General features: G+C 60.7%; 16 protein-coding genes. 3 read left to right on the top strand and 13 right to left on the bottom strand.

Annotation, left to right across the window (positions count from 1 at the left end):
• The first annotated feature begins 147 nt into the window (after positions 1–147).
• Positions 148–2,079 carry an acetyl-CoA hydrolase/transferase C-terminal domain-containing protein gene (locus PG5_RS22350; RefSeq protein ID WP_020799402.1) on the top strand — a complete coding sequence of 644 codons (1,932 nt, stop codon included), beginning with the start codon at positions 148–150 and terminating at the stop codon, positions 2,077–2,079.
• 130 nt (positions 2,080–2,209) lie between these two features.
• On the opposite strand, the gene PG5_RS22345 is transcribed toward PG5_RS22350, so the two are convergent.
• Together PG5_RS22345 and rep are read right to left on the bottom strand one after the other, a co-directional pair.
• Entirely contained in the window at positions 2,210–2,782 is a 573-nt protein-coding gene (locus PG5_RS22345) for a xanthine phosphoribosyltransferase (RefSeq protein ID WP_020799401.1), read from the bottom strand.
• Between the two features lie 57 nt (positions 2,783–2,839).
• Complete coding sequence (rep, locus tag PG5_RS22340; protein WP_020799400.1) at positions 2,840–4,849, bottom strand: DNA helicase Rep; 2,010 nt, start codon at positions 4,847–4,849, stop codon at positions 2,840–2,842.
• Positions 4,850–5,103: 254 nt separating this feature from the next.
• On the opposite strand from rep, the gene PG5_RS22335 reads away from it, so the two are divergent.
• A complete protein-coding gene (locus tag PG5_RS22335) occupies positions 5,104–6,777 on the top strand; it encodes a bifunctional diguanylate cyclase/phosphodiesterase (RefSeq protein WP_020799399.1) in 1,674 nt (557 codons plus the stop codon).
• Between the two features lie 44 nt (positions 6,778–6,821).
• Here the strand turns inward: PG5_RS22335 and PG5_RS22330 are convergent, their stop codons facing one another.
• Positions 6,822–8,216, bottom strand: coding sequence for a NorM family multidrug efflux MATE transporter (locus PG5_RS22330; RefSeq protein ID WP_042955649.1), 1,395 nt, complete (start codon positions 8,214–8,216; stop codon positions 6,822–6,824).
• A gap of 157 nt (positions 8,217–8,373) precedes the next feature.
• Between PG5_RS22330 and PG5_RS22325 the strand changes: the two genes are divergently transcribed.
• Positions 8,374–9,294, top strand: coding sequence for a LysR substrate-binding domain-containing protein (locus PG5_RS22325; RefSeq protein WP_020799397.1), 921 nt, complete (start codon positions 8,374–8,376; stop codon positions 9,292–9,294).
• Positions 9,295–9,334: 40 nt separating this feature from the next.
• Here the strand turns inward: PG5_RS22325 and PG5_RS22320 are convergent, their stop codons facing one another.
• From PG5_RS22320 to PG5_RS22275, 10 genes are read right to left on the bottom strand one after another with little or no spacing between them, the layout of a single operon-like run.
• On the bottom strand, positions 9,335–10,837 hold the full coding sequence (locus PG5_RS22320) for a VWA domain-containing protein (RefSeq protein WP_020799396.1): 1,503 nt from the start codon (positions 10,835–10,837) through the stop codon (positions 9,335–9,337).
• 57 nt (positions 10,838–10,894) lie between these two features.
• The gene (locus tag PG5_RS22315) at positions 10,895–11,401 is read right to left on the bottom strand and encodes a hypothetical protein (protein ID WP_033039480.1); all 507 of its coding nucleotides are present in this window, start codon (positions 11,399–11,401) and stop codon (positions 10,895–10,897) included.
• 4 nt (positions 11,402–11,405) lie between these two features.
• A complete protein-coding gene (locus PG5_RS22310; RefSeq protein ID WP_020799394.1) occupies positions 11,406–12,143 on the bottom strand; it encodes a hypothetical protein in 738 nt (245 codons plus the stop codon).
• 34 nt (positions 12,144–12,177) lie between these two features.
• Positions 12,178–13,722, bottom strand: a complete 1,545-nt coding sequence (locus PG5_RS22305) for an SUMF1/EgtB/PvdO family nonheme iron enzyme (RefSeq protein WP_020799393.1) — start codon at positions 13,720–13,722, stop codon at positions 12,178–12,180.
• Complete coding sequence (locus PG5_RS22300; protein WP_042955643.1) at positions 13,712–14,935, bottom strand: ABC transporter permease; 1,224 nt, start codon at positions 14,933–14,935, stop codon at positions 13,712–13,714. Before PG5_RS22300 ends, PG5_RS22305 begins: the two co-directional genes overlap by 11 nt.
• The gene (locus PG5_RS22295) at positions 14,919–15,620 is read right to left on the bottom strand and encodes an ABC transporter ATP-binding protein (protein ID WP_020799391.1); all 702 of its coding nucleotides are present in this window, start codon (positions 15,618–15,620) and stop codon (positions 14,919–14,921) included. The genes PG5_RS22300 and PG5_RS22295 overlap by 17 nt, the downstream gene beginning before the upstream one ends.
• A 10-nt stretch (positions 15,621–15,630) precedes the next feature.
• Complete coding sequence (locus PG5_RS22290) at positions 15,631–17,610, bottom strand: vWA domain-containing protein (protein WP_042955648.1); 1,980 nt, start codon at positions 17,608–17,610, stop codon at positions 15,631–15,633.
• 11 nt (positions 17,611–17,621) lie between these two features.
• The gene (locus PG5_RS22285; protein ID WP_020799389.1) at positions 17,622–18,677 is read right to left on the bottom strand and encodes a hypothetical protein; all 1,056 of its coding nucleotides are present in this window, start codon (positions 18,675–18,677) and stop codon (positions 17,622–17,624) included.
• A gap of 3 nt (positions 18,678–18,680) precedes the next feature.
• Entirely contained in the window at positions 18,681–21,392 is a 2,712-nt protein-coding gene (locus PG5_RS22280) for a putative virulence factor (RefSeq protein WP_020799388.1), read from the bottom strand.
• On the bottom strand, positions 21,389–24,454 hold the full coding sequence (locus PG5_RS22275; RefSeq protein WP_020799387.1) for a virulence factor SrfB: 3,066 nt from the start codon (positions 24,452–24,454) through the stop codon (positions 21,389–21,391). The genes PG5_RS22280 and PG5_RS22275 overlap by 4 nt, the downstream gene beginning before the upstream one ends.
• Positions 24,455–24,461: the final 7 nt, after the last annotated feature.

Raw genomic sequence — 24,461 nt, 5'->3', positions numbered from 1 at the left:
CCGTCCCCTATGCCGATGCCTGCGATTTCGTTAATCGCTCCTACAGGGTTTCCTGTGTGGGTCGATTGTATTTAATGGGCTGGTCAATGCAGCAAAGACCCGGCAAGCTCGGTCCAACCTCACTCATGGAATGTACGGGAGGATCGGATGGTACAGCTGTGTTCTATCGAGCAAGCGGTCGATGAAGTGTTGGCGAGGTTGCCGGCGCATATTCACATGGGCTTGCCCTTGGGATTGGGTAAGCCCAATCACTTCGTCAACGCGCTGTATCAACGAATTGCTCAGTTGCCTGAGCGACGGCTGACGATTTACACCGCGTTGTGCCTGGGACTCCCGCCCTTGGGCGATGGCTTGCAAAAGCGCTTCCTTGAACCCTTTATCGAACGGGTTTTCGGCGATTATCCGGAGCTGGAGTTCCTCGCCGACCTGCGTCGCGATGATCTACCGGGCAACATTCACATCCAGCAATTCTTCATGCAGCCCGGCAGTCTGCTCAACAGTGCCACGGCGCAACAGGATTACGTCAGCAGCAACTACAGCCATGCCGCCCGGGACATTAACGCTGCCGGTTTGAACTTGATTGCTCAATTGGTGGCCAGTCATCCCGAACATCCCGAACATCCCGATCGCTTGAGCTTGAGTTGCAACCCGGACATCACCCTCGACCTGCTGCCGATGATTGCCAGGCGCCGTGCAGAAGGGGAGACGATCCTGATGGTCGGGCAGGTGCACGACGATTTGCCCTACATGCCCGGTGACGCTGAAGTCGGCATCGACACCTTCGACCTGTTGATCGACGAGAAAGACAGCACCACGCTGTTTTCCACGCCGAACATGCCGGTGGGTTTCCAGGATCATTTCATTGGCCTGCACGCCAGCTCACTGGTGCGTGATGGCGGTACCCTGCAGATCGGCATCGGTTCCATGGGCGATGCGCTGACCGCTGCGTTGCTGGCGCGTCAGGCTGACAACGACGCCTATAAGGCTTTACTGAGCGACCTGAATCTCGACCCGTGGGCGCAACTGATTGAGCGCGAAGGTGGCATCGATCCATTCGCCAAAGGCTTGTACGGTTGCAGCGAAATGTTCGTCAACGGCCTTCTGGTGCTGGCTGACGCCGGGATCGTGCGGCGCAAGGTTTACCCGGACGTGCCGACCCAACGGCAGGCCAATGCCGGCACCCTCGACGAAGCGGCGCAAACCGACGGTATTTCGGTGCACGGCGGCTTCTTCCTCGGCCCACGCAGTTTCTATCAGCGGCTGCGCGAATTGCCGCAGAGCAAGCGTCTCGAATTCAACATGACCCGCATCAGCTACATCAACGAACTGTACGGGCAGGAAGAGCTCAAACGCCTGCAGCGGCTCGATGCACGATTTATCAACACCGCGTTTACCGTAACCCTGCTAGGCGCCGGTGTGGCGGATCAGCTTGAAGATGGGCGCGTGGTCAGCGGGGTGGGTGGACAATACAACTTCGTTGTCCAGGGCCATGCGCTGGAAGGTGCGCGTTCGGTGTTGCTGCTGCGTAGTTGGCGTGAGTCGGCGGGTGACGTCAGTTCCAATATTGTCTGGGAGTACGGTCATTGCACCATCCCCAGGCACCTGCGGGACATCGTGGTCACCGAGTACGGCATTGCCGATCTGCGCGGCAAGACGGATGCGGCGGTGATCGAAGCCCTGTTGAACATCAGCGACTCGCGTTTTCAGCCGGGCTTGATCGAGCAGGCACGGAAGGTCGGCAAGTTACCGAAGGATTTCCATCTGGATCCGCGTTTCACCGACAACACACCACAGCGTTTGCAGGCGATTGAAGCGCGTCATTCGCGGTTGTTTCCGGAGTATCCGCTGGGTTGCGATTTCACCGACGTGGAGCGTGACCTGTTGCGGGCGCTGAACTGGCTCAAGAGCAAATTCAAACTCAGCGAAGTGCTGGAGTTGGGCAAGGCTGCGCTGGATGCGCCGGAGCCTTCTTCGTACCCGGAACATCTGGAGCGGATGCAACTGACCAGCCCGGATGGCTTGAAAGAAGACCTGTTTCAGCGGTTGCTGCTAACCGGCCTGAAGGTCACCGCGCAATAACTAACACCACAAAACAAATGTGGGAGCGGGCTTGCTCGCGAAAGCGGTGTGTCAGTCAAAGTTGATGTCGACTGACCCACCGCTTTCGCGAGCAAGCCCGCTCCCACAGGGGAGATGCGGTGTGGCGGCTTTACTCGATGAAGGTCACGACGCCGCCAGCCAGCGACTGCACGCGCGCCAGCGACTCAACGCGATAACCCTGGGCATCCAGCTCCGCACGACCGCCCTGGAACGATTTCTCGATCACGATCCCCAAGCCGGCCACGGTGGCACCGGCTTGCTTGATGATCGAGATCAGCGCCTGGGACGCCTTACCGTTAGCCAGGAAGTCATCGATGATCAGCACGCGGTCGCTGCTGGTCAGGTGGCGCGGAGAAATCGCCACGGTGCTTTCGGTCTGCTTGGTGAACGAGTAGACGGTCGCCGACAGCAGGTTTTCAGTCAGGGTCAGGGACTGATGCTTGCGCGCAAAAATTACCGGCACACCGAGGTTCAGGCCGGTCATGATTGCCGGCGCAATGCCCGAGGCTTCGATGGTGACGATCTTGGTGATGCCCGAATCCTTGAACAGCGTGGCGAATTCATCGCCGATCAGCTTCATCAGGGCCGGGTCGATCTGGTGATTCAGAAAGGCGTCGACTTTCAGGACCTGATCGGAAAGCACGATGCCTTCTTCGCGAATTTTCTTGTGCAGTGCTTCCATGAAGCTGTCCTCGTTTGGCGCCTTTTGCGCCGAAGGTCTAAATAAATGTGGTCAATTCTAGCGCTTTAACATCGCGCGTATATCCGCCAATGCGCTATTGCCACGCACGGCTTTGACTTCGGTCGGTGTGTCGTCGTTGCCTTCCCAGGCCAGGTCGTCCGGCGGCAGTTCATCAAGGAAGCGGCTTGGTGCGCAGTCGATGATCTCGCCGTATTGCTTGCGCTTGGCGGCAAAGGTGAAGGCCAAGGTCTGGCGCGCGCGGGTAATGCCCACGTAGGCCAGGCGCCGCTCCTCCTCGATGGTGTCGGCTTCGATACTGGAACGGTGCGGAAGGATTTCCTCTTCCATGCCCATGATGAACACGTAGGGGAATTCCAGGCCCTTGGAGGCGTGCAAGGTCATCATCTGCACGCCTTCGGCACCGTCTTCCTCCTCCTGCTGGCGCTCGAGCATATCGCGCAGCACCAGCTTGCCAATCGCGTCTTCGACGGTCATTTCGCCTTCTTCGTCCTTCTCGAGCGTGTTTTTCAACGCTTCGATGAGGAACCACACGTTGCCCATGCGGTAGTCGGCGGCCTTGTCGCTGGAGCTGTTGGTGCGCAGCCAGTTCTCGTAGTCGATGTCCATGACCATGCTGCGCAGGGCCGAGATCGGGTCTTCGCCGGCGCATTGCTCGCGGACCTTGTCCATGAAGCGCTTGAAGCGCGACAGACGATCGGTGAAGCGGCTGTCCAGATGCTCGCCCAGGCCGATTTCGTCGGTGGCGGCATACATCGAGATTTTTCGCTCGGTGGCGTAGTTGCCCAGTTTCTCCAACGTAGTCGAGCCGATCTCGCGGCGCGGCACGTTGATAACGCGCAGGAAGGCATTGTCGTCGTCCGGGTTCACGATCAGGCGGAAGTAGGCCATCAGGTCTTTCACTTCCTGGCGCCCGAAGAAGCTGTTGCCGCCGGACAAGCGATAGGGAACCTGGTGATGCTGCAACTTCAGTTCGATCAACTTGGCCTGATAGTTACCCCGGTACAGGATCGCGAAATCGCTGTAAGGCCGGTCGGTGCGCAAGTGCAGGCTGAGGATTTCCACGGCCACGCGCTCGGCTTCGGCGTCTTCGTTGCGGCAGCGGATCACGCGGATCTCGTCACCGTGACCCATTTCACTCCACAGCTGCTTTTCGAATTCGTGGGGGTTATTCGAAATCAGTACGTTTGCGCAGCGCAGGATGCGGCTGGTGGAGCGGTAGTTCTGCTCCAGCATCACCACTTTCAGGGAAGGGTAGTCTTCCTTGAGCAGCATCAGGTTTTCCGGGCGGGCGCCGCGCCAGGCGTAGATCGACTGGTCGTCGTCACCTACCACGGTGAACTGATTGCGCTTGCCGATCAGCATTTTCACCAGCAGGTACTGGCTGGCGTTGGTGTCCTGGTATTCGTCCACCAACAGGTAACGCACCTTGTTCTGCCACTTTTCCAGGATGTCGGCGTGCTCTTCGAACAGCTTTACCGGCAGCAGGATCAGGTCGTCGAAGTCCACCGCGTTAAACGCCTTGAGCGTACGCTGGTAGTGGGTGTAGACAATGGCGGCGGTCTGTTCCTTGGGATTGCGCGCGTTCTCCAGGGCCTGGGCCGGCAGGATCAGGTCGTTTTTCCAGGCGCCGATCATGTTCTTGATCTCGTCGACGCCGTCGTCGCCCGAGTATTCCTTTTGCATGATGTCGGTCATCAGGGACTTGACATCGGTCTCGTCGAAAATCGAGAAACCGGGCTTGTAGCCCAACCGCGCGTGTTCCTTGCGGATGATGTTCAGGCCCAGGTTGTGGAACGTGCAGACCGTCAGGCCGCGGCCTTCACCGGCGCGCAGCAGGGTGCCGACCCGCTCCTTCATCTCGCGCGCGGCTTTGTTGGTGAATGTCATGGCGACGATGTACTGGGCGCGGATGCCGCAGTTCTGGACCAAGTGGGCAATCTTTCGGGTGATTACGCTGGTCTTGCCGGAGCCTGCACCGGCGAGCACCAAAAGAGGGCCGCCGACATAGCTCACGGCTTCTTGCTGCCGGGGATTGAGTCGGGACATAGGTAAATTCAGGAGTCAGTCACGAAATGGGCCGGCATTTTAACAGGCTCAGAGAATTGTGCTGCTCTCTCCGACTTGTGACGTACAGCGCGATCTGTATTTGCCGGTTTTGTTACTTTCACGCAGGATGCACGACGAATTCGCGTCTAATGTTCGTAATTCCGGATACAAAGGCCTCGGATGTCCATTGGTCATCAGGGATCGGCGCGGCATAATGCCGTCGCCTACATCTTTGCAGAGTCTAGGGAGCTAGCTTGTCTACGCCTGTCGAACCCTTGCGTTTGCTGCTATTGGCCGAAGAGCCAGCGTGGGCAGCGTTGTTGCGCGAGTGTCTGGCTCCGATGGGGAGCTTGGCCGTGCTCATCAGTGCGCCGAGCTGGGAGTCGGTCAGCAGTCTGTTCGATGACAACCGCAGCGCGGTGTTGTTGACGATCCCGGCTCTCCAGCCGGCGCCGGGCCGTTGCTGCCTGCCGACGGTGTTGCTGCTCGAGCATGAACCCGTGACCGCGCCCGACGGTGTAAGCGACTGGCTGGTGCGTGACCATCTTGACCCGGGCATGTTGCGCCGTTGCCTGCGCCATGTGCGTGAGCGCGGCTTACTGGAAAACACCCTGCAACGCCTGGCCGAGCAGGATCCGCTGACCGGCATCGCCAACCGCCAGGGTTTCCAGACCCTCTTGACGGCGCGGCTGGCGGAAAACGATGGTCGTGGCCTGGCCCTCGGCCATCTTGACCTCGACAACTTTCGTTACGCCAATGATGCCCTCGGCCACCAGGCCGGTGACCGCCTGATCCTGCAAGTGGTCGCGCGGCTCAAAGGCCAGCTTGAGGCCGGCGATCAACTGGCGCGATTGGGCAGCGATGAGTTCGCCTTGCTGATCGACACCCGCCGCGCTCCTGAGCGCGCCGAATGGATGGCCGAGCGCATTACCGAAGCGTTGGCCGAGCCTTATTGGGTCGACGGCGAAAGCCTGCTGATCGGCTCCAGCCTGGGCATTGCCCATGCACGAGCGCAGGCGGGCGCCGACCCGTTGATGTGGCACGCGCATATCGCCATGCAGCAAGCGAAAAGCACCCAGGGCTGCACATTTCATATTTTCAACGAACGCATCAACCGCAATGCCCGCAGTATCGCCGACCTCGAGACCGAGCTGCGCCGGGCCTTGCGCCGCGATGAGCTGGAACTGCATTACCAGCCGCGAATGAACCTTGAAGACGGGCAAATCGTCGGCCTCGAAGCCTTGGTGCGCTGGCGTCATGCCGAGCGCGGCTTGCTGCCACCGAGCGAGTTCGTGCCCCTGGCCGAGCAGAGCGGTTTGATCGTGCCGCTGGGTTACTGGGTCATTTCCCGGGCATTGCGCGATATGCAGGCGTTGCTTGAGCTAGGTTTGCCGCCGTTGCACATGGCGATCAACCTGTCGTTCCGGCAATTTCAGGACAGCCAGTTGCTCTCGACCCTGAGCCGGCTGATCAGCGAGCGCGGAGTCGAAGCGCAGTGGCTGGAATTCGAACTGACCGAAACCGCGGTCATGCGCCGCAGCGACCTGGTCAAGCAGACCATGGACGCCCTTGGGCGCCTGGGCGTGCGCTTCTCCCTCGATGACTTCGGTACCGGCTTTTCATCCTTTGTGCACCTCAACAGCCTGCCGATTACGTTGTTGAAGATCGACAAGAGCTTTGTCGGTGGCATGGAGCAGCGCGAAGAAAACCGTCAACTGGTGCACGCGATGATCAACCTGGCGCACAACCTCAATCTGGAAGTGGTTGCCGAGGGCGTGGAGACGCCGGAGCAACTGGATCTGTTGCGCGGGTTCGATTGCGATCAGGTGCAGGGGTATCTGATCAGCAAGCCGTTGCCGTTGGCGGAGCTGGTGGAGTACCTGATGTTTGACGGCAATCAGCAGGCGCCGCTGGAAATCGTGGTCTGAACACAAAACCTGTAGGAGCTGGCAAGCCAGCTCCTACAGAGTTTTCATTCGGCCTGGATGGCGTCGAAATGTCCTGGCACCGGCTCCCGCCGAATCATCCGCTTCATCTTCCATTCAAACGCCAGCGTCAGGGCCACCGCTGCACAGGCCAGTCCCAGTGCCAAGCCCCACCAGACGCCCGTTGGCCCCCAATTCAAGTGGAACGCCATCCACCAGGCTGCCGGGGCGCCAATCAGCCAGTAACAGCCCAAGCCCACCAGGAAGGTGGTCTTGGCGTCCTTGAGCCCACGAATACAGCCCATGGCGATGGTTTGCGTGCCGTCGAACAGCTCGAACCATGCCGCCACTGCCAGCAGGCTCACCGCCAGGTTGATGACATCGCGAAACGCGGGGTCGTTGTGATCGAGAAACAGCCCGACCAACTGATTTGGCAACAGCCAGAAGACCATCGCAAAGCACAGCATCGCCACCGCGCCAAAAGCCAGCCCCACCCTTCCGGCTAGCCGTGCGTCCAGTAACTGCCCGGCGCCGTAGTGCTGACCGATGCGCATGGTGATCGCGTAGGAAATCCCCGCGGGCACCATGAATGCCACCGAGACAATTTGCAGGGCGATCTGGTGCGCCCCCAGCTGCGTGCTGCCCATGGTGCCCATGCACAAAGCGGCGAAGGCAAACAGCCCAACCTCCACGGCGTAGGTGCCCCCAATCGGCAGCCCCAGGCGCCACAGCTCCTTCAGGTACTGTCGGTTGAGCCGCAACAGACCCCGGCGCAGGGGATAGGCGTCGTAGGCCGGGTGCCGGCGAATGTGCCACGCCAGCGCCAGCGCCATCAGGTTGGCGACAATTGCCGTGACCAGGCCAATGCCCATCAGCCCCAGTTTCGGCAAACCGAACATCCCGGTGATCAACGCGTAGTTCAGCAGGAAGTTGGCGACGGTGCCCCCCAGGCTGATAACCATGACCGGCGTTGCCCGGCCGATCGCGCTGGTGAAGCCACGCAGGGCCATGAAGCTCAGGTATCCGGGCAGGGCGAACGGCAGGAAGATCAGGAATTGACCGGCCGACTGGACGTTGCTTTCGGTCTGGCCGAACAGCAGCAGTACCGGCTTGAGGTTCCACAGCAGCAAGCCCGCCACCAGCGCCATCAGCCAGGCCAGCCATAACCCGGCCTGGGTCAACCGGGTCGCGCCGAGGATGTCGCCCGCACCCTGGCGGATCGCCACCAGGGTGCCGACCGCCGCGATCACGCCGATGCAGAAAATCGACACGAACGAGTAAGTCGCCGCACCGAGCCCGCCGCCCGCCAGGGCCTCGGGGCTCAGTCGCGCCATCATCAAGGTGTCGGTGAGGACCATCAACATGTGCGCCAACTGCGAGGCGATCAGCGGCCCCGCCAGCCGCAGGATGGCCCAGAGTTCAATACGCGCTGGATGCTGCATGGTCATCACGCTCGATTATCAAAGGAGACAGGAAAGCGTCGATTCTCGGCGCTCTACGGGGATTGCACAAAGGGATAAAAAGGATGGGTAGCATGATTCAAACTCATGCTGGAGATTTTCTGCTAGGGTATTCAAAACCGCTGTAGGAGCTTTCCTGATGTCGCGTCGTCTTCCTCCTTTATATGCTCTGCGCGCATTTGAAGCAGCGGCGCGTCACACATCGTTTACCCGGGCTGCGGAAGAGCTGTCGATTACCCAAAGCGCGGTCAGTCGGCATATTCGTACGCTCGAAGAGCATTTTGCCTGTCGGTTGTTTCACCGCAGCGGGCGAAACCTGCAACTCACTGAGTCGGCGCGGTTGATCCTGCCGGGCATTCGCGACGGTTTCTCTGCCCTGGAGCGCGCTTGCAATACCTTGCGCGCCGAAGACGACATCCTGCGTATGAAAGCCCCGTCGACCCTGACCATGCGCTGGTTGCTGGCGCGGCTCAGCCGTTTTCGGCACCTTCAACCGGGCAATGAAGTACAGCTGACCAGCGCCTGGATGGACATCGACTCGGTGGACTTCAATCAGGAACCGTTCGATTGCGCCGTGATCCTCAGCAACGGGCATTTCCCGCCGGACTGGGAGGCTACTTTGTTATTTCCAGAGGAACTGATTCCGGTGGGCGCGCCCAATCTTCTGAACGATCAGCCGTGGGACGTCGCACGGCTGGCCAGCACCGAACTGCTTCACCCAACACCCGACCGTCGCGACTGGCGCAGCTGGCTGGAGCGCATGGGCCTGACTGACCAGGTCTCACTCAAGGGCGGCCAGGTGTTCGACACGCTGGAGTTGGGGATGATCGCCGCCGCCCGAGGCTATGGCGTGTCCATGGGCGATTTGTTGATGGTGGCTGAAGATGTTGCGCAGGGTCGCCTGAGTTTGCCGTGGCCGACGGCGGTCGCCAGCGGTGAGAATTATTACCTGGTCTGGCCGAAAACCCGCCCCGGAGGTGAGCGTTTACGCCGCCTCAGCGTTTTTTTGTTGGGCGAGGTTCGGGCCATGGAGTTACCGGCGGTCGAGCACTTGAGCTGAATCATCGCCGGCAAGCCTCAATGGCGGATCCGTCGCCAAGCTAATCACACTTGGCATTGCTGGATACTTCCTTGCTCGCCTGTTTCAACAGGTTACCCAACTCAGCTGCGTTGGTGCTGTTGTAAATCCGACCTCCGGTATTTTCAGCGATACAGCGTGACGGGCCGCCCGCACCGATTTTCACCACGTTGACCCGCAGGCGTGGTTGTTCCCTGGCGATTCGACGGGATACCGCGCATACGTCCTGTCCGCAACCGTCTTCGCCGTCGACGAACATCACGATCACGGCATCGTTATTGCGCCCGTCGACCGTGCTCGCCGCGTGGGCCAGGCTGTCGGCCAGCGGTGTGCCTTCGTCGGGAACCAGGCCTCGAATCCCGTTGATCAACCGCGGGCGGTCGCCGAACTTGAACAAACCCCGGTCCGGCGTTCTTTCGCAGCCGGCAAAGGTGATCAGGCGTGTATCAATCTTCGGGTCCAGCCCGTTGATCATGCCGGCCAGCGACTCCTTGGCGACGTCCATGCGGCTGGGCTTGGCGGTAAGCCGCATCGTGCGGTTCGGGTCCAGCAGCTTGTTGATGTCAGGACCGTAGAACCAGTCCTCGTCGGCTCTCACTGCCTTGATGTTCAAATCCATCGAACCCGAGGTGTCGAGCACCACCACGAACTGCGGGACCTCTGACTTCGGTGCTGTTTTGCGGCATGCGAAGTTGTCCAGCGTCGGAGCTGGGGGCGGGGCTGGTGGCGGGGCAGCCACTACCGGTTTTGGTGGTGGAACCGGTTTGGGTGGCGGGGTCGGCTTGGGTTCCGGTACGGGTGCCGGTGCCGGTTTTGGTGGTGGGACCGGCTTGGGCTCCGGCACCGGTTCTGGCGTGGGTTCGGGTGCCGGAACAGGTTTCGGTTCCGGTTCCACGATAGGCGCGGGGGCGGGTTCAACCGGTTTCTCAAGCGGTTTCTCAGCCGGCGTAACCACCGGCGCCACAGGCGCTACAGGCGGAGCCACGACCACCGGCTCACGGTGCAGGAACCACCAGAGCCAGAGTGCCAGAAGCAGCAACAGCAGCGCGAGCAAGGCCGCCGCGATCCACCAGCCACGCCGCGACGGCGGCACGACCGGTACCACCGGAATCACTGGCGGCACAATCGGTTTGGGCGGACGCTGGTTCCAGCGCACCACCAAAGGCTCACCGTTGAGGCTGTAGAGTTTGTCCAGCTCAGGCGTGCCGAGCAGGCTGCGCAGGTCTTGCGCTTCCGTCGGTTGACCGCGTTTTTGCAGTTCATCCGCCAGCTGTGCGAGGGACGTCTGACGCACCTCATAGGTTTCCAGCAAACGTCGTTGCGCGTCCTCGTTGAGATCGGCATAAGGCGTGGGTTGGCCACCCAGTTCGGTCCACCATTCCAGCACGTCGCCGCTGCCCATCCGCGGGATGGCAAACAGACTGGCGACGGTCGGCGGAAAGTGTTTCTGGATGAGGGCGACTTTGGCTTGCAGCGCACTCATCCCCTCCGATGTGGCTTGCGCATCCCTGATGACCCGCTGCATGACGACGATTCCTGAAAAAGTGCAGGCATCCCTCGGGATGCCCTGCGGGGTGAAAAGTTACTCTTCGTAGCCGAGGCTGAATTGCAGCTGGTTGACCTTCTTCTGCAACGTTTTCAGTTCTTGCTGCCTGGCCGCCAGTGCCGCGGGCGTTGCTTTGGCCGTTGGCGGCGCTTGCGTAGCCTTGAGTTGCTTCTCGAGGTCGGCAATCTGCTTCTGCACTTGGGCTTCATTGCCACGCCGGGCCTTGAGCGAGTTCAGCAGCTGCGTCAGCGACTGATTCAGCGCCGCCTGGGATTTCTGCTGGCTGGCCAGGTCGGCCTTGGTGCTGAGCTGCTGGGCCTGAATGTTCTCGTACACCTGACGGAACATTGCGTTTTGCTTTCGGGATTCGCTCAGGGCCTCTTCCTTCTGCTTGACCTGATCGCTGTAACCACCGGAATAGTCGCAGTTCATCTTGGTCAGCATGCTGCTGTCGCGATTGGTCGCATCGCATTCGCCGGGCTGGGTCGCGCAACCGCTCAGGGCCAGGACGGCAGTGATGACCATCAGTTGTCTTGGTGTCATGTGTTTAGCCCAGGGTGATTGCGGAGCGTTGGCTGTACAGCGCGTCGACTTCCTTCTGGAGGCTGACGACTTTCTGGTTCATTCTCTGAATGTTCATCTCCACTTGCCTGATCTCGGCGCTGCTGCCTTGCGAACGCTCGGCGTCTGCCACCTTGCGGTACTCGGTGACTTTGGTCCGCATGTTGGCAAGGTCTTTGCGCAGGCGCGCGATGTCCGAATCGATCCCGGCGATTTGCGCCTGGGCTCTGCTCTTGTCGACTTTCTTGTTGGCGATGTCCTTTTTGATCTGGGCAATTTGCGCACGGTCATCATTGATCACTTGCTGAGCGGTCTCAGTCCGGGCGATCACTTTCTGCGTGTCTTGTTCGACGTCGCTGTTCATCTTCGCCAAGCGGGTGGTGGTGTCGGCGTATTCAGCGCGACGTTGATCCAGATAATAGTTCGCACCCATGGCCACGCCACACGCGGTAATACCGGCAGCGATGACGCACACGGTTTTGTTGCTGCTGTTGGACAGCGCGCAAGCGAGGATGCCGACACCGGCGCCGACGGCGCAGGCCTGGTATCCGGACTTGCTGAAGAACTCTGCGTCATTGCCCTGGGTCAGGCGCGGGTCGGTACCGTCGCCTTCACCTTCGCCGAGCATGGAGCTGCCGGTGTTGGCGCAACCGGTCATTAGCAGGCTGCTGGCGACTACGAAAGCGATCTGTAGTTTGAAGCGAGTCCAAAGGCTGCGCGACATGGTGAAACTCCTACGTAACGGTGTTGACGCATTGTTATTGAGTGACGGTTTTGCAGCTGTTCAACCAGGCTGCAGTGTCGATTTTCTGCTTTTGCAGGAACGCTTTCTGATTGGCCCAGTGCGTGCGCAAGTAAGGTTTCAGGTCTTGCAACTGCTTGTTGCGGGTGATGATTTCTTCCATCACCGGGACTTGCGTTTCAAGCAGTGGCTGGCCGTACAAGGTAGCCGATTCCACCAGGCTGCTGGCGTAGTAACGGCTGAGTTTGTGCAGGCGATCCTTTTGCTCCTCGAGCTTGCCTTTACGCATGTCGCAACTGGTGTCTTTGTCCGCGCCTTCGCAGTTGAGCTTGTAGTTCTTTTGCAGGAAGTCCACGTACTGGCCGTCGTCGAGCATCTTGGTGCACAGGAACGCACCCAGGTTGAGGCTGGCGCGGATCGCCTGGTCGCGGGTTTCTTCCTGCTGCTGGTTGCTAGCGCGCAGCTGGTTCTCCAGGGCCTGGAGCTTTTCCTTGAGCGCTTTGTCTTCGACGCCCGAGGCGAGGCTGTTCAGCGATTGCACGGTGCCTTTGTCGGCGGATTCGGCTTCGTTGCTTCCGGTGCCGAGTTTCTTCCAGCTGCTTTCGATGCTGGCGACCCGTTCGCGAGAGGTGAGGGTCGGGGAGACCAACACCAGTCGCAGGCCGGTGGTCTTGTTTTTCACCTGGCCCTCGGCATTGTAATACGGTTCTTCCTTACGTAATGCAGTATGCAGGTCGGCCTGCGCGGTCAGGTAGTTTCCGCCACGGACGACGTAGCCGCCGGCCTGGCCGTGCTGGCGGTCGAGCTTGTTCAGGCGAAACGGCTCGAACATCATTTCGTCGACGTTACCGAGCATGTCATGCAGGCCCAGCGGGTTGGGCTTTTGCAGGCCGGTCAATTGCACTTTGCCGTTGGACGATTGCGCCCCGGCGAACCACTCGTAGGCGTTGATGCCTTCTGGCATCGGGTAGTGCGTGTCGCGGAATTCAGCAGCGCCGACTTCCAGCCCGCCGCGCGCGGCGAACTCCCATTCGACCTCGGTTGGCAGGCGCAGGAACCCTTGGGCGCCGTCTTCCTTGGGCAGCTTGCCAGCGGCGTTTTTGCGTAGCCACAGGTTGTACTTGTCGGCGGCCTCGATGGCTTGCACCCAGCTCACCGCCGTTTGCGGCAAGCGCATCTTGGTGGCAGCGGTGGGGCAGGTTGCTTCGGTCAGCGCGGCGTATTGCAACTGACTCATCTCGTACTTGGCCATCAGGTAGTAGCGGGACTTGTCGCTCTTGGCGCCGGTAAAACTGCCGGCGATAAAGGTCGGGCGGGTCTGCTCGACATAGCCGTATTCCGCACCGTCCTGACCGATGTTGATCGGATAGTCGTCGAGCGGGCCGGCGACCGGGATGAACACCTTGCGGAACACCATCGAGCCTTCGCAGGGCATCGGCAGCACGACGTCGCCAGCCTCGGGCATCGGGTTGTAATACTTCTCTTCCCAGCCCGCCGCCGAGGCGTCGAGCAAGTAGCCGAGGCTCAGGGGTAACAGCAAGCCAAAACGTTTATAGCTCACGCAGACTCTCCGCAGGTTGGATGTTGATGGCTCTCAGGGCGCCGATCATGGCCACCAAGGCAGCGACCAGGAAGGTCAGGAGCAGGGCGGCGACGCCATGCCAGACAGTGATGTGGCAAACGAAGGTGCCGGTGGCTTGGCTGCTGCCGAGCAGGTAGTCGAACAAATGACTGCCCACCGCATAACATCCCAGCCCGCCCACGTAGCCAGCCAGACCCAGCACCAGCGCTTGCAGGACCACGAAGCCGCCGACAGACCTGCGCTTGAAACCCAGCAGGCGCAGGACCGCCAGGCTTTTGCGTTTGCGATCGATGTTGGCCAGGAACGCGCCAACCATGGACGCCACGCAGCCGATCAGCGCCGCCATGGCGATCACCCCGAAGATCAACCCCAGCACATGGTTGATGGCTTTGACGTTGTCGATGTCGGCCAGTCGGCTCGACGTTTCGATGTGTTGTTCGTTGAGCCAGCGTTCCAGCGGCGCGACCTGATCGATGTCGCGCGCATAAACGCGGGCGCGGGCATACAGCGGCTGTAGATTATCCTGAGGCTTGCCGGTGGTAACGCCAAATTCACTGACCTTATAACCGTCGCGAAAACGCTCCAGATCCAGCAATAGCGGCGGGGCGACAAACGCGGCAGCGCGACCGAAGCGGGCGCCGTCGAGCACGGCCAGTACCGTCAGCGTCATCTCGCCGCGTTCATTGACACCTTCCAGGCGGCGTAAGGCGCGCAGCTGCACGCTGTCACCGGCCTTGGCCTGCAAGCGCTGCGCTGCGCTGGCGCTGAGGATCACCTGATTGCCGACGGGGTTGAGGGATGCCAGGTTCAGCTGAGGGTCGCCGGGCTCAGTGGCGATGATTTCCGCACCTTCGACAAAGCGTTGCATGCCGATCAGCAGGTCCGCCTGGGTATTGAGCGAGCGGGTTTGGCCGAGGGCAAAACCGGTCTCGGGGCGCTGGCGCAAACGCTCGATCCAGGCCGAGTCGTAGTTGCCGTTGCTGAGCATCTTCACTTCAAGGTTGCGCGGGTCGCGCAGCAGTTCGTCCTGCAGCTGGCTGACCACCCCGTGTTTGAGCCCGAACAGCAGCAACAACGGCGCGATCACCGCCACCAGGGACGCGGCGATACACAGCGAGACCTTGCGGTCGTGCCAGAGGTCTTGCAGTGCCAGCGAGCCCAGCAGGCGCAAGCGATCAGTCCATCGGTTCAAACAGAGTCTCTCCCTGGTGGCTGATAGCGCCGAGTCGCGGCAAGCCGAAATTTTTCAGCAAGGCCCAGTCATGGGATACCACGAGTGCACTCAGGCCCATGCTCGACACCAGGCTCAGGAGCAACTCGAACAAACGTCGGGCACTGTGAGGGTCGAGCGCGGCGGTCGGCTCGTCGGCCAACAGCAGCAGCGGTTCATGGGCAATCGCCCGAACGCAGGCAACGCGCTGGCGTTCGCCAATCGACAAGGCTTGAGGTTGTTTATCCAGCAACCCTTGCAGGCGCAACACGTCAACGGCGTGGTCGATGTGATCGCTCTTCACCGGCATCCCGAGCAAACGGCGCGGCAGGCTGATGTTGTCGCGCACGCTCAGGAACGGCAGCAAGCCGCCGCTCTGCAAAATGAATCCCAAGTGCCGTGAACGCACCGCGGCTAGAGCAGGCTGATCGTCAGTGGCCAGCAGTTGGGCGATATCCTGGGCGTGCGTCGGGCCCAGCCGGAAGCGCTCGAGCTCCACCGGCGCGAGCAACAGGCCGATGGCTTCGAGCAATGTACTTTTGCCGCTCCCGCTCTCGCCGGTGATGGCGAGGATTTCCCCGGCGCCGACCTGCAAGTGCGGCAGTCGCACATGATGAGCCTGTGCGCCTTCACCGCGGCGCACCAGCAGGTTCTTGATATCGAGCATCGGCGTCTCGTCAGGGCATCATTTCCAGTGGCACGGGGTAGACGTTGTCCCGCGCATCGCTGTCTTTGGCTAAAGCGACCCAACGGTCGACATCGGCGTTGTAACGCTGGTAATGCCGCAGTTTGGTGTTCAGCGTGCGGATGAATTTTTCCTGGGCCAGGCCATCCCAACTCTTCCAGGTTTCTTCATCGAGGTTCAGCACTTCGCTTTGATAGGGCAGGTCTTCGAGGTATTCACCGAGGACGCCCATGTCCGCCAGTTTGGCATTGTTGTTCTGCTTGAGCTGATTGGGATCGGCGCCCATGGTCGCCGCCACCGAACGCAGGCGATTGAACATGTCCGTCGGCGAAATCAGGCCTTCGTTGGCGGCATCGAGAATCTGCTTCATCACATCACTCAAGTCGCTGAGCTGTGACTTGGTCAGCAGCACCCGCACGTCGGTGGTCGGGATGTTCTGCTTGATCAGGTCGCGGTCGGTGATCCATGCCTTGAACACTGGCGGGGCTTTGCTGTTGGTCTTCTCGCCGAGATAGGCCAGTTGCATGGCGTGGCCGATCAGCGCTGCGTCTTCGAGCATTTTTTTCTCGCCCGGGTCCTGCTTGGCGTTCGCCGCGCTGCCGATGGCGTCTTCGCCCATGTAGGCGGCTTTCACTTGTGTAGTGATCGCGCCGGCCAGGGCGTCGACCTTGCGCCCGAACTCTTGTACATCGCCAGCGTTCACTGGGTAGTACAGCGAAGTGTTGGTGCCCGGGTAGGTCGACAGGTTTTTGTATTGCGCCTCGGCCTTGGCATGGTCCTTGGCTCCCGCCGGGGTTTTCAGGTGCAGGGTGTAAATCGCCACGCCCGGGTTGGCGGCTTCCATACGCACCTGCGCAGCACTCAAGCCGGTCTTCGACAGCTTGTCGTCGCCTTCGATGGCGCCCGCATCGGTGATCAGCACCACGTAGCGTGCGCCGAACTGGTTCCAGTCGACCTTGTCGATGCTCTCCATGACGCCGGCAAACGAGTCTTCATCGAAGCTGCTACTCGACACGGTGGCCTGCTTGAGGTCTGCAATCTTGGCGAAAAAGTCGGCACTGTCTTTCACCTTGGTAGGGTCGGCGTACATCTTGGTGGTGTATTCCAGCCCCGGTACCGCCTGGGTGTTGGAGCGGAAAGCCACCAGGCCGAACTTGACCTGCTTGCCGAGGTTCTGCGCTTCGATCTTCTGGTAAACCTTGCGGATCGCCTCGCGGGTGCGGTCGATGTAGGGGTCCATCGAGATCGTCGAGTCGATGACAAATACCACGGCCGCACTGAATTCCTTCAGTTGGTTGGCTTTTTTCTCTTCGGCTTCCTTGCTGCCGGCAGCGCTGCTTGCAGCACCGCCCTTGGCGTTTTTGTCATCCGGCTTGCTGACGGAGGCGACGTTGAGCAGGCGCGTGCGAAAACCGCTTTCGGTCATGACTTCTTCGCCACTGAGCACCGGCAGCAGGTAAAACTGCTTTTGCAGGTCGACGAAGTATTCAGGTTCTTCAGCCAGTACGCCCGGGGCCTGCTGGCCCTTTTTCAGCGTGGCACGCAGCGGCGCAACTTTGCTGACCGGGTCCGGCGCATCAAGGATGCCTTCGACGGTGGCGCGGTCCTTGAAGAACAGCAGCCGGTCGCGGTTGGCCGGGTTGGTGAAGGCCAACGTCAACTGCATCTTCCAGTCGGTGGTGCAGCTGGCAGGCAGCCAGCCAATGGTTTTGCCATAACTGTCGGGGCCGACTTTCAGCCATTCGGCATTGTTCGCTTGCGCACGTTCGTACACATAGAAGCGGCTGAAGACCGGTTGTGCTTCACCTTCGGCACCGCCCGCCGTCGAGCTGATTTTGCAGCCCGGTGTGGTCAGCACGCGTTGGAACAGGGTCTTTTTACCGGTCTGGATCAGCGGTTTGTCATCGGCCTGGGACAGCGGGCTGATGCACAGCGCGAGCAAGGCGGCACCGCTCAGCAGGAGTCGACTCATGGGTGAACGCATCACTTCTGCAACTCCTCGAAACGCTGCTTGGCTTCGGCATTGTTCGGGTCCTGGGTGAGGATGGTTTCATACCAGTAGGCGGCGGTGGCGTTGTCCGCGGCCGGGAAGCACTCGCTGGCCTTCAGGTATTTAGGGTCGTATTCGCGGGCATAGGCGTTGGCGATCAGCACATCACCGGCCTGGGCACGGTTGGCGTACAGGCGCTGGGCGACACCGCAATGTTTACTGGCCTTGGCCTGGTTGATGATCTCCAGCAACCTGGCACTGTCCGGCGCCGCCTTGATGCAGGTCTGGACGAAGGTCAACTCGGGCAGGCTGTTCATGCTCTCGAGGGTGCAGGCTTGAGCATTGGCGCCAGCAGGTGCGGCGGCAGAGGCTGCAACCGCAGGCGCTGGGGTGCGTTTGTAGAACCAGAATCCGGCGCCCGCCGCCAGCAGCAACACCACAATCAACAGGCCGATCAGGCCTTTATTGCTTTTCTTCACCGGTGCGGGAGGCGGCGTATAGGCGCGCTCGGTGAGTACCGATTCCAACTCCATTTCTGGCTCGGCGGTGGACAGGGTCAGTTCAGGCAGATCCGGGATCTCCGGGATCTCCGGGATCTCCGGGATCTCCGGGATCTCCGGTGCCGGTGCCGGTGCGCTGGGCGCCGTCAATTCGACAGCGCCGTAAGTCGAGCGTGTCTGGCCGCCGGCCGTGGACGGCAACAAACCGACGCCTGGCCGAACCACGCCTTTGTCGGCGTGGCCTTGGCCCTGTTCACGCAATTCGATCTGGAATTGCGAGTTGGCGCCGCCTTCCAGCAGCGGGTCAACCACGTCTGGTCCGACCTGGGTTTCCAACGCTTCGCCGTTGGCCATGAGGTTGAAACGCGAGACCTTGAACCAGAATGGATTGTTGCTCCAGGCCTTGTGGTCCTGAAGGTAAAAACCGTCCTGGTTGCGCTGAATGGAAAACTCCAGCTGTTGCTCGTCACCCTGCCATTTCTTCACAGTGAGGCGGGCCTGGCCAGGCACATTGGGCTCTAACGCGAGCAGGTCGACACGAATTGGCATTGCTTATCTCGCTGCGAAGGCTTTGAGCACTTGGCCCAGCCGTTCGTTCTGTTCAGGGGTGATTTCACGTCCGGCACCATGGCCGGCATTGTCCTGCGTGATGTAGGCCAGGCCCGAAAGCCAGTCGCCCAGGTACCGTTGCGCCTGATTCGCCGGTTGCGCCGGCAGTACGGGCACTTGTCCCGGGCCAATGTCGGTGTAGAAAGAAAACAGGGGCTCCTTGGCACCGGCGCGGCTGTTCGGACGCTCGCTCACCGGTTTCTGGAGGTAGCCGAACCAAGACACGAAATCGCGCAGCACGCGCTGCACTTCCAGCACCTGGCGCTCGACCAGTTGATCACGCCGCGCGCCACTTTGTGCGCGCTTGAGGACGGCGCGGCTCAGTTGCCCCGGCAAGTCCTGGCGATAGCCGGCGGTGATCAGTTCATCGACCACCGCTTCCAGCAAGGCCTTTTCCAGCCCCAGCAGGTTGAGCAGGCTTTGCCGGGTGGTCAGTTCACGCAGGTGCGCGATCCAGGCCTTGAACGCCGCTTTGGCGAAACGGTGCTCATTGCTTTGCAGTTCGGGTGCCGGGGTGGCAGTTTTACTGCTGACTGGCGCGTCATGGCCCGGGTCGTCACTGAAATCGAAATTGAAACCGGCGTCGTTGCCGTAGAGGCTCTGGCTCGGTGTCGGGGTGACCGGCTCGTCGTTCACGACCGGCTCATCATCGGTTTCGTACACACCGCTGAGGTACAAGTCGCGCACCTCTTCGCTCGGTATGTCGAGTTGATCGATCAATTCGCCAAGTACCGCGGGGCGACGGCCCAGGCCCGTCAGAATCATTTGCGCCTTGGCTTTCTTGGCGGCTGCGGCGCCGTCGTCGTCAGCGTGGTACCAGGTGCTCAGGCCGTGAGTGGTCAGGCCTTCGAGGCATTCGCTCAATTGCTCGCGGATACGCTGCAGTTTAAATTCGATATTCGCCACGCCTTTGAAACTGCCGCTGAAGTGGCTGATGCCACCGTCATCGTTGCGCAGCATTTCTGTCCAGGCGTTGACCGGGTTCTTGATGTGTTTGCACACCAGCGCGTTGCTGGCGAAGCTGGTGCCCAGCGCGCTGACACGTTCCTGATAGATGGCATTGAGGCCGGTTTCCGCACCCGTCGCGTCTTGCCCGATGAACGCCGCATCCATACGCGGCTTGCGCACCAGGTAGGTGTTCTGGAACGGTGTGCCGGCCCAGTCGTTCATCCAGCTCAGGCTGCCGAAACGCTCCAGCATGGTCAGTTTGACCATGCCGTTCCAGCTCTCATCGTACTGATCGGGTGTCAGGCTCAGGGAGTTGGTAATGCGCAGGTCGAGCATGGTCAGCGCCCAGATCAGGCCAGTATCGCGCTTGCTGCGAGCAGCCGAGTCGGCGCCTTGGGTTTTTTCGATCCAGCGGGTCAGCACCGGGCCCACGTCGTTGACGTCGCTCTGCTTGGTCGAACTGGTGCAGACCACCAGTGCGTTCATTTCCTGGTTGTCGGTGTAGCGTTCGAACAGGTAGGCGACCTTGCCGCGCAGGATCAGCTGGGAAACGGAATTGTCCTTGGCGCTGGATTGCGGGTCGTTGGAATCGGCGATCTCGTGCAGTTTCTGGCGCCCGCGATAACCGGGGAAATCCAGCAGGTCGACCTGATTGACGATGTCATCTACCGGCGCCTCGATCAGGCGGAAGGTCATTTCGGCGGTCAGTGCCGCCAGTTGCGCGACCGCAATTGCCTGACTGTTTTGCAGGCGATCGCCAACCAGCGGCCGAACCTCGATCGGCAAGTCCAGCGGGCTGCCGAAGCGTTCGAGGATGTCGACGTTCATGATGCTGTCGCGCTGGCTGTAGGTGTCGTTGTCGAAACTCACCAAGGCCTTCAACGGTGCGAACACGGTCTCGGGCAGACCCAGCTTGTGCAGCGCGCCGGCCAGTTTCTGGTACACGCGTGTCAACTCGCTTTGCTCACCCCAGAGGATCGAAAACAGCTCGGCCCGCTCCTGGAAATTCAGCCGTGGCGCCAGCTGCAACGCTTTGGGCCAGTACAGGTGCTCAAGCTTCTTCACTGAGTTGCGAAAATTGTCGCGCAGGTAATCCCACAGCGACACCAGATCGTCGGCGTTGACGCCCGTTTGCAGCGGCCCGGTTTCGCGGCCTTCGAACGGTTTGAGCACGCGCTGGATGCGCTCTTCGTCGATCTCGTAGGAAATCCGCTCAAGGTCGAAATCCTTGAACCAGGCGTTGGCGAGAATCTTCGCCAGCTCGATTTCCTTGAACAACGTAAGTTCTACCGGGAAGTCCTTGTCCTGGCTTGCCGTCGCCCGACGGCTGAAGCGCGTGACCAGGCCGGTGGCTTCCTTGCCTCCACCCACCGGGTTGATGTGTTTGATGAAGTCCAGGCGATGGTCGCCGAACTCGGTTTCCAGCTTGCCGTTCTGACCGGCGGCGAGGGCCGAGATCAGGTAGGACTTGCCGGCCTGGGACAAGCCGAAAAAGCCAATGGTCATCGGCGTGCAGGCCACGCGACCGAGGCTTTGAGCCAGGTTGCGGGCGCGGTGCAGGCGGATGTTCAGGTTGTCGGCTTCGCTGTCCAGGCGTGGCGCATTGCCGCGCGTCTGTTCAATCCAGTCCAGCGCTTGACCGGCGCCTTCATAAACAGCGGCCCAACTGGCAGAGAGCTGAGTTTGATCGGGGGTCAGGTCATTCATTTGCGTTTCACACTTCCACTGTCGAGCCAGTACTTGGTCTCGCTCAGGCCGGCGTCGAGCATGGTGTTGAGTTCCAGCTCGAGGTCGCTGCGCGGGTTGAAGTTGACGTTGTTACTGTTGGATTCGATGTCGCGAACCGAGAGGCGATCGCTGACCAGATCCTGCTTGCGCGTGTATTTGTCCGCCGGTTTGACCTCGAACCGCACCTTGAGCAGCGGGGCGCTGCCGTTTTCACCGGTTGCCCGGGAAAACTTCTCCCGACCCGCCTTGGTGAACCGCAAGGTGTACAACGGCGAAGCGGCCCAGCGTTCGGTGGCCAACTGGCGAAAACCGAGGCGCAGGTCGCCGCGCATTTCCAGCTGCGGTGTGTCGACGGCGTCGCCAACGCCAATTTCAGGTAGCTTGATTTTGTAGTCTTCGGACTGGATGTCGCGGTACAGCACGTCGGCATCCTTGATCACGTTGTTCAGATCGATGACGCCGATGTGCTTGACCGTCGAATATGGCTTGAGCGCCGATGCCCGGAAGTAGAAGTTCGGCACGCTGTGGTTGGCGCACAACAGGCAGAGCATGGCGCCGACCGAGGCGGTGCTTTTCGGGTCGTCGATCCGGCCGTTCTTGTGAAACGGATACCAGCCGCCGGTGCGGTAGTTTTGCAGCGCCAGAATGCGCCCCGGTGGCAGCGGCAACAGCTTGCGAATGAACGCCTGGATGCCGGGCAGGCGCGAAGGGCGGCCGGTCAGCAGCAAGACGTCACAGGGGTAATGCGCGACCACTTCACACAGTGCACCCAGGATCTTGGTGATGTTGATCTGGTCATTGAGGAACGCGGCATGGAGCTTTTGCAGGTCGAAGCTGATCGGCGCGTCATACAGGTCGAAACTGCTCTGGGCGCCGACATCGCGACGCACGGCGACATTGACGTAGTCGAGCACGGTCTGGCTGATGGCATTGTCACCGAGCAATTGGCGGTAGCTTTGCGGGATGACTTCTTGCGGGACCTGCGGATCGTAATGCTCATACGCCTTGAGCAGCGCCAGGCCCAGCGGGACGAACACCTGGAGGTTCAATTGCTGACGCAGGATCATGTCCTGTGCACTGACCGATTCATCGCCACACAGCCGTGACATCAGTGAGTTCGGAGCCTTCACGCCGGCGTTCTGCAGGGCTTTTTCGAAACTCGGCAGGATGAAGTCCTGGATCACGTCCAGCAGGATGTCGTCGCCGGCCACTTTGAAGCCATCGCGAAAACGCTGTTCCGGCACGATGTGCACGTTGCTGCCGCTGCCGGTATTGCCCGCGCGGTCGAGGCGGTAGTCGGTGATCACCAGGTCGGTGGTGCCACCGCCGATGTCGATGGTCGCGAGGGTGATGCGTTGACGGTCGACCTTGTCCGGCCGGGCGATGGTGTCAAAAAACTCTTCCGGGTGACCGGCGAAGTTCTCGTTGACCTCGGTGTACAGGTACACCAACTGGCCGCAGGACGCTTCGTCCCATTCCACGCGGATACTCGGGATCGGCGTGCGCGGACTGACAGCCTGATCCAGATGTGGATCTTCCTCGCCGGCATGCCAGCCGAGGCTTTTCCACACCAGGCCGATGGCTTGCAGCATGCGTTCGTTGAGGATACTGCGCTCGGCCTGCGGCATGCCCGGCGGCACGGTCAGGGTAATGCTGTTGAGCTGGCGCGGCACGCGGGTGTGACCCTGGCGCGAACGCTGGGCCGGGCTGTTGATTTGCGACAGCGCCTGGGCCAGTACTTCGGCGAGCATGAAGGTCATTAGCGAGCTGCGTGAGTAACGCGGCATGAACACCGGCAGACGATCGTCTTCTTCGAGGCTGTAAAGCGCCTCGCCGGTTTCGTTGATCAGGTGCGAGAACGGCGCGGCGGTGGCGTACGGCTCATTGTCGGTCTTTATGTACGAGCAGTTGAAACGCCAGCCGTGGCCATAGGCGTGTTCGTCCCACAGATAGCGTTTCGGGCTGGACAGGCCCGTGGAGCCTTCGGTGCCGCGACGACGACTGGCCAGGCGACTGGCCTCATTGCCGACACGGGCAATCGTCGCCCATTGGAACGCATCGTGGCGACCGCTCTTGACCGAGCAGTGGTCCTTGCCGAAGTACGCCTGGGAGAACTCCACGCGGCTTTCAAACGGCAGGTTATAGGTGTGTTCGGGGGTGATCAGGTCACGCAGTTCCAGCACGTAGTTCTGCTTCAGTCCGGAGCCGGCCTGACCGTGGTTTTCGATCAGGATGCCGCAGGTACGCGAGTTGCCGACGTCCAGCACCAGGTCTACCGGTATCGGTTTGACCAGGCCATTGCTGTCGTTGGCGACCACTTTCAGCTCGGGGATTTCAACTTTCGCCCGGGCCTTCGACTCTTGGGCGGCTGACGGTTTGCTCAACAGGCTGAGCAAGTTGAGGTAGTGCGCCAGGTGATGGTTGGCGCGGATATCGATGTCCAGCTCTGCGCGCGAACGGTGGGCATTGCCCTCATTGAACACTTCCAGCAACCACTCGTTGACCCACGGTTGCGCCAGGAACCAGCGGGTTTCGCTAGCCTTGGTCGCCAGTTTGAAAGACACGCCGGAGCTGATGTCTTCATCGTTCGGCGCCAGATAGGCAGTGCCGTCACGCTTGGGCATCACACGGCTGTCGAACGCCATCGTCAGGCGGTGGGTATTACCGTCGATGTCGGGAGTCGCCAATTTCACCAAGCGCATGCGCGACCAGTTGGTCGGACCTTCGTCGAAGCGATGCGGCGGCATGAAGCGGAAAAACGGAATCGGCAGCCAGATGCCGTCGAGCAAATCGAGGCTGCTTTTCATGTCGACGCTGAACGCAGGCTTGGCTTTTTCGACCTTTTCCGGTTCGGGTTCGTAGAAAAAGAAGTCTTTCTCTTCGTTGTACGCCAGGCGGCAGATCAGCCCGCTGATCATCGGTGCGAACTCGCCCGCCGGTTCCTTGCGGGGATCCAGGCGCAGGGCGAAATCCATGAACTGGATGCCGGTGTCGCTGACCAGCGTGACGGTGTCTTCGAATTGAGTGACTTCAGGCAACATGTCGAGT

The organism is Pseudomonas sp. G5(2012) (genome assembly GCF_000408945.1).
GTDB classification, from domain to species: domain Bacteria; phylum Pseudomonadota; class Gammaproteobacteria; order Pseudomonadales; family Pseudomonadaceae; genus Aquipseudomonas; species Aquipseudomonas umsongensis.
Note: the sequence above shows the minus strand (reverse complement) of the source record. Positions and strands in the feature narration are given on the sequence as shown.